At 70.3% G+C, this 5,714-nt stretch carries 8 protein-coding genes and 1 pseudogene; 8 read left to right on the top strand and 1 reads right to left on the bottom strand.

Annotated features, from left to right (window positions below):
* Positions 1–491 precede the first annotated feature (491 nt).
* From ACFC1R_RS38410 to ACFC1R_RS38375, 8 genes and pseudogenes are all read left to right on the top strand, one after another.
* Positions 492–1,205: an alpha/beta hydrolase gene (locus ACFC1R_RS38410; RefSeq protein WP_375946367.1), complete on the top strand. Its 714-nt coding sequence runs from the start codon at positions 492–494 to the stop codon at positions 1,203–1,205.
* A gap of 417 nt (positions 1,206–1,622) precedes the next feature.
* Positions 1,623–2,420, top strand: coding sequence for a CPBP family intramembrane glutamic endopeptidase (locus tag ACFC1R_RS38405; RefSeq protein WP_375946366.1), 798 nt, complete (start codon positions 1,623–1,625; stop codon positions 2,418–2,420).
* A 41-nt stretch (positions 2,421–2,461) separates the two neighbouring features.
* A complete protein-coding gene (locus ACFC1R_RS38400; RefSeq protein WP_375946365.1) occupies positions 2,462–2,635 on the top strand; it encodes a hypothetical protein in 174 nt (57 codons plus the stop codon).
* Positions 2,632–3,216 (top strand): hypothetical protein, encoded by a 585-nt coding sequence (locus ACFC1R_RS38395; RefSeq protein ID WP_375946364.1) that lies wholly within the window; start codon positions 2,632–2,634, stop codon positions 3,214–3,216. Before ACFC1R_RS38400 ends, ACFC1R_RS38395 begins: the two co-directional genes overlap by 4 nt.
* Before the next feature lie 33 nt (positions 3,217–3,249).
* Positions 3,250–3,771, top strand: a complete 522-nt coding sequence (locus tag ACFC1R_RS38390; RefSeq protein WP_375946363.1) for a hypothetical protein — start codon at positions 3,250–3,252, stop codon at positions 3,769–3,771.
* Positions 3,772–3,870: 99 nt separating this feature from the next.
* Positions 3,871–4,101, top strand: coding sequence for a helix-turn-helix domain-containing protein (locus ACFC1R_RS38385; protein ID WP_375946362.1), 231 nt, complete (start codon positions 3,871–3,873; stop codon positions 4,099–4,101).
* Positions 4,098–4,517 (top strand): annotated as a pseudogene (locus tag ACFC1R_RS38380) (polyprenyl synthetase family protein); the annotation flags it as partial. The gene ACFC1R_RS38385 and the pseudogene ACFC1R_RS38380, both read left to right, overlap by 4 nt.
* 94 nt (positions 4,518–4,611) lie before the next feature.
* Complete coding sequence (locus ACFC1R_RS38375; RefSeq protein WP_375946361.1) at positions 4,612–5,214, top strand: polyprenyl synthetase family protein; 603 nt, start codon at positions 4,612–4,614, stop codon at positions 5,212–5,214.
* Here the strand turns inward: ACFC1R_RS38375 and ACFC1R_RS38370 are convergent.
* On the bottom strand, positions 5,100–5,696 hold the full coding sequence (locus tag ACFC1R_RS38370) for a transposase (RefSeq protein WP_375946368.1): 597 nt from the start codon (positions 5,694–5,696) through the stop codon (positions 5,100–5,102). The two genes, ACFC1R_RS38375 and ACFC1R_RS38370, sit on opposite strands and share 115 nt — an antisense overlap.
* Between the last annotated feature and the right edge of the window lie 18 nt (positions 5,697–5,714).

Below are 5,714 nucleotides of genomic sequence, written 5' to 3'. Positions count from 1 at the left end.
GGTTTTGGGGGGTGTTTTTTTTTTTATATGACAAGGTTCTCGGGGTGCCGCCCGCCCCCCCCCCTCCCCGGGCCCCCGACCCACACCTCGGCCCCCCATCCAGGGGTCGGCACGGATCCTTCGACCAGCGAGCCGCCCGGCCCGCCCATCAACCGATCGAAAGGGGAGAGGTGTTGACCGCCAGTGCGCCCAGAGCACTTGAACCGGCGACGATCCACGACTGCTGGCAACGACTCGCTGACGGTCACCGCCGCCCCGCACGCGTTCCCGAAAATCGGCCCCCTCGTGCGGATCGACGCCTCCCAAAGCCGTGCCGAGGTGCTCGCCGACGCGTGGACGCCGCTCCTGGACCGGGCCCTGGCACCTACCCTGCCAGTGGGCCGGGGTTCTCGCCGTGATCCACCACCAGCCTTGGAGCCGACGCCGGGTTCGACGCCCTGCGGGTACCCGGTCTGGATGTGCCCAATACCACCCGCATACAGGAGGAACCGGTGGAACATCAGAACTACACACACCATGCCGACGGCGAGGCGCTGAGCTGTACGAGCGTCGCGCCCACCGGTGAGGCGCGCCCCGGCCAGGTGGTGATCATGCACGGGGCCGGCACCGGCAGCAAGGAGCGGATGATCCCGCTGGCCGAGAGTTTCGCCGCCGCCGGCCACGGCGTGGTGACCTTCGACTTCTCCGGGCACGGAACCAGCAGCGGCCAGTTGTCCGCGCTCAGCCTGGAACGCCGGTTCCTGCAGGCCCAGTCCGTCATCGAGACGCTCGCACCCGCCGGGCAGCTGATCCTGGTCGGCTTCAGCATGAGCGGCCAGACCGTGGCCGACCTGCTGACGCACCTGAGCGAGCGGGTCACCACGATCGTCCTCGCCGCACCGGCCGCCTATGCACCCGAGGCGTGGAAACTGCCGTTCGGCCCCGGGTCGGGATTCAGCGAGCTCATCCGCACCCCGCGCAGCTGGATGACCAGCAGCGCATTCGGCACCTACGCCTCGTTCGCAGGCCGGTCCGTGCTGGTCAAGCCCGAGCACGACGAAGTGATCCCGCCCGGCGTCACAGCACGCATCGAGGCCGCGCTGCGCAAAAAGTCCCGGCTGACCACGATCATCCCCCCGGGCTCGCCGCACACCCTCGGGCAATGGCTGGCCGAGCACCCCAATGATCGCGAGCAGATCGTGGCCGCCGCCCTCGACACCCCGTAGCCCCCTCCCCGGTGCGTCCGAACGCGACTGCGAGAGCGCGCCACTGCGCACCGGGCCAGTGAGAGAACGAACAACCGTGCCCAGCCCCGGCCCATGTGAAAGCCGCCCTCGCGGAAACCCCGCCGTACCGCAGCCCCACTACCACCCGTCCGGGTCGATGTTCCTCGCCCCGCCGCCGGACATCCCCACACCGCGCCGCGCCCCGATCCCGCTCTGGAAGCGGTCGTGGAACCGGCGACGCCCGTACCCGACCGACGACTTCAGGACCTCAGAGTGACAGACAGCGGCGAGCGCGTGACCACCCCTGCCCGGGTCGACCAGGCCCGGCCGACGGCTCCCAGCACGACGCAGGACCGTACACCGCCACCGGACAAGGAGCAGCCCGGATCGTCCGGGCCGGTGTGGGGATGGCCGGCGGTGCACCTGTCACTCCTGCTCGCCATCACGTTGGCCAGCCCGATCGTGGGCTCCATGGTGGTCTTCGGCCGGATGTGGGGCCTGCCGCTCGGCCACGTCACCTATCCACTGCGGGTCTCCATCGCGCTGGTCGGCCTATGGACGGTGTACGAGAACGCCAAACCGGGCACCTGGCTCTACACCGCGTGGAGCTGTCTTTCCCTGCTGATGCCCGCGCTCATTCTCGAGCCGCACATCCGGACTGACGACCGGGCGCTGGCCGGGTGCGTGCTCACCTACGGTGCGCTGATCACCCTTCTCGCCAGTGACCTGGCGAAGCGCCACACCGGCCACGCGCTGTTCAACTCCCCGCCTGCGGACCGCCCATGGCCGACCGGTACGGCGGCGTCCTTCGCAGGGCTGTGGGCCGCGGCCTTCACCTCCAGCAGACTGATCGACTACACCGCGGCCCACCTTCCGCCCTGGATCCCGACTCCGGCCCTGTCCCAGAGCGATGCCACCGGTCTGCACAGCCACCTCAGCGCCGTCGCACTGTACGCCAACACCGCAGTGATGGAGGAACTGGTGATGGTGGCCGCCGTGTGCACCCTCGGCCGCAGACTCGCGTTGCCCACCTGGGCCCTCTACACCCTGAGCGCCGGCCTGCGGGTGGCAGCTCACCTCTACCTGGGCCTCGCGGGCCTGCCGGTGGTCATCCTCGGCACCGCCTCCGTCTACCTGTACCGCCGCTACGGACGGCTCCTGCCGCTGATGGCCGCGCACTTCCTCTTCGACTACGCCGACACCTTCCTCCTGTGACCGCCACACCATCGCGGCACCGACCTGAACAGAGCCCGCACATGAGCGACAAGGACCTGCCCACAGGCACCCCGGGCAGCAACCCGACGCCCGCGCCGGCGGCCATCCGCCCCACGCCGACAGCCGGCGGCGACGGCACCGAACGCCCTGCCGCACCCCGCCGCGCCATGCACAAGCACCCGAAGAAGCCCGCGAGCGAGCGGGGCCGGCAATGAACAAGGACCCGCGACCCGAGCGGCTGAGTGTCCGCTCGACCACTGAAACGTCACCGGCGTACTGGGCGCTCCTGACCGGTATCCCCGCCGCCGTCATCGACCACCCCGTACTGACCGGCCGCCCCCGCTGCTGCGGCTCCGCCTACCACAACCGGGTGGGGAAGCCGCGCTTCGCGGAGGTGGTCACACACTGGGAGGGCACGAATGTCAGGGCGGAGGTGATCGGGCCGTCCCACCCCCGGTTCGGGGAGGGCCCGGCCGATGCCCTGCACGGCGCCCTGCCCGATGCGCCCCACGCACCGTGGGTCGAACCCCGAGATTCGTGGCTGTTCGTCCGCGACGAGAGAGTGAGGGCGGTCGAGCACCGCGCCGCCGGACTCGTCGGCCGTGCTTGCACCTGGCGCGGCTGGACCGTAGTCGTGGTCACCGAGCTGCGGGACGAGCGGGACGACCTGCCCCGGGTCGACTTCGTCTTCCCGTACGGCCGGACCACCTTCGCCGCGCCGGGCAACATCGCCCACCATCTGCAGGGGCACCGCGCGACGGCGAACAGCAGGACGTGCGTCAGCCACCAGGCGTGACATCGACCGGCCTGACCAGAAAGGAGCCGGCACATGACCCGCGGCGTGACGGCACATCAGATTGCTGCGCTGCCGGACAGCGCCCACAAGCCACGGCCTCCCGCCCCGGACGGCGGCACCGACGCAGCCCAGGTCGCGGCCGCCGCTGGAATCCCCGTCGCCCTCCTGGCCCGCCACACCGACCGGGCCACGGTCACCGCCGCCACTGGCGGACCCGGCCCGGACGGTCAGGTCCGCTACATCCACACCACGGCCGCCTACGCCAACGGGGACCGGGTCGAGGTCCACGTCCCGGGCCGCACGGCCGAGGAGCTCGTGGCCAAAGCCCTCGGCGGCACCACCCGGCCCGGTCTCCTCGGCACCCCGGACCGCCCCGTACACGCCGAGGAGCGGTGGACGGACGGCTGGACCGCGCGGGCCGCCCACTACCGCGGCTGGCTCATCGTCGCCGTCACCCGCGACCCCGACGACCAGGCGCCGGTGCCGGCTCTGCACATCGTCTGGGACAGCGGCGAGCACCGGGGCAGGCCCGGACGATGCGCAGGGCCGGCCTGAACCCGGTCCCCAGGGCAGCGAACGGCGGGGCCGGGCACCCGACCCCGCGACACACGTGCTCCTCCCCCCAGCGGGGAGGGCGAGTTGAAGGGAAGTCTGATGGCACAGCCGACAGTGGAGCTGACCGTCGCCACGAAAGGCAAGCGGATTGCCGGTGCGGAGCGTGAGTTACTCGCGGCCGACCTGAAGCAGAGGTACGAAGCGGGTGCGACCATCCGGGCGCTCGTGGAGGACACCGGCCGTTCCTACGGCTCTGTGCACCGCCTGCTCAGCGACGCCGGAGTGATCTTCAGGCCCCGTGCAGCGATCCGAGGAAAGCAGAGGACATGACGAAAACGAAGGACCACACCGGGGCTCGCTACACCCCCGCCACCATGGTCCAGCAGCGCATCGACGGCCACGGCGACCGCTTCGCCCAGGTCCTCGCCGGCTACTTCGCCGCCTTACACCGTGTCTTCGACACCCCCGCGGGCAGCGCGTTCACACCGCGCGCCGTCCAGTTGATCGAGGAGCTCGCTCGGCGGGGCGGCAAGGGGCAGCGCGCCGCGTTCGTCTACGAGGCCGCCCGGCTGCCCCGCACCCGCGGCTTCGACCGGGCAGCCGACCTCGGGGCACTGTCCATCGAGCTGTTGCAGACCAGCCTGCTGATCCACGACGACCTTGCGGACAACTCGCCGGAACACAGGGGCGGGCCCGACACGTTCGGCTCCTACCAGGCGCACCTGCCCACCCACCCGCAGCACGCGAGGGGCCTGACCGTCCTGGCCGGCAACCTCGCCGGGGCCCTCGCCTTGGACGTGCTCCTGAAAATCAGACCTGCCCCCGGATCTCGTCAAGGCCATGGCCGACGTCACGTCCACCGCGGGGATGGACACCTTCGTCGGCCAGATCATCGACCTCGAACGCGATTCCACGGACACTCCGTCGCTGGAGATCCTGAACACGGTCTCCGACTACAAGTCCGGAAGGCACACCGCGCTGGCGCCGATGCAACTCGGCCTCCTCGCGGCCCGTGAGGATCCCGCCCAGTACCAGCAGACGCTGCACCGGTACTCGCTGGCGATCGGAATCTCCGGCCAGATGCGTGACGACTACATCAGCTTCTTCGGGGATCCGGCCGTCACCGCCAAACCGGCCAGCGTCGACGTACGGGCCGGGCGGATCTCCTACCCGATCCGCCAGACCCTCATGTCGGCCACCGGCCGCGAGCGGGACTTCCTGCGCACCATCCTCGGCCGCGCAAACTCCACCGACGCCGACGTCCAGATGGTCCAGCAGATCGCCCGCACACACCGGGTGGACGAGAACCTGCGCACCCAGATGCAGAACTACGGCGAGCAGGCGTCGGCCGAGGCCGCCACCTGGCAAGAGCTCGGCTGGGACGAGCAGGCCATCGAATTCTTCGTCCGGCTACCGGCGCGGGGAGTGGAGCAGAGCCTGTGAGCCTGCGCCAGAGCAGCGCCCCGCCGCAGCACATCTTGATCACCCTGGACGTCAACCGGCAGCGGGCCCGCAACGAAGCGGGTCAGGTAGGAGCCGTCGGGCAGCCGCCGCCAGATGATGGGGCGGCGGGTGGAGGAGCGAACCAGGAACTGTGCGCCGGTGGCGTGGATGTCGCGCAGGAAGGCGACGGCGTCGAAGCCGGCGTCCGCGAGAACGAGCATGCGGGCATCCAGGTGGGACAACAGCTGCTTGGCGTAGGTGAGTTTACCGTCGGCCTCCGGGCCGAACGTGGCGGCCAGAACCGCGCGTGTGCCGGTCTCGACCAGCGTGACCAGCAGCAGTGGACGTCGATGGCCTGCTGGTCCTGGCGTACTCCACTCCCTGTGCCGGTGCAAAGCCCCATACGCGAGGGCTGGAACACCGCCGATATGGCCGATTAAAGCCTGCTGGTCTGTATAAGGACTGATGCAACATCGGATCATGGTGGGCTGGACCACCGC

This window comes from Kitasatospora sp. NPDC056138, assembly GCF_042264695.1.
Classification (GTDB): Bacteria; Actinomycetota; Actinomycetes; order Streptomycetales; family Streptomycetaceae; genus Kitasatospora.
The sequence above is the reverse complement of the archived record's forward strand: the minus strand, read 5'-3'. Positions and strand labels throughout refer to the sequence as shown.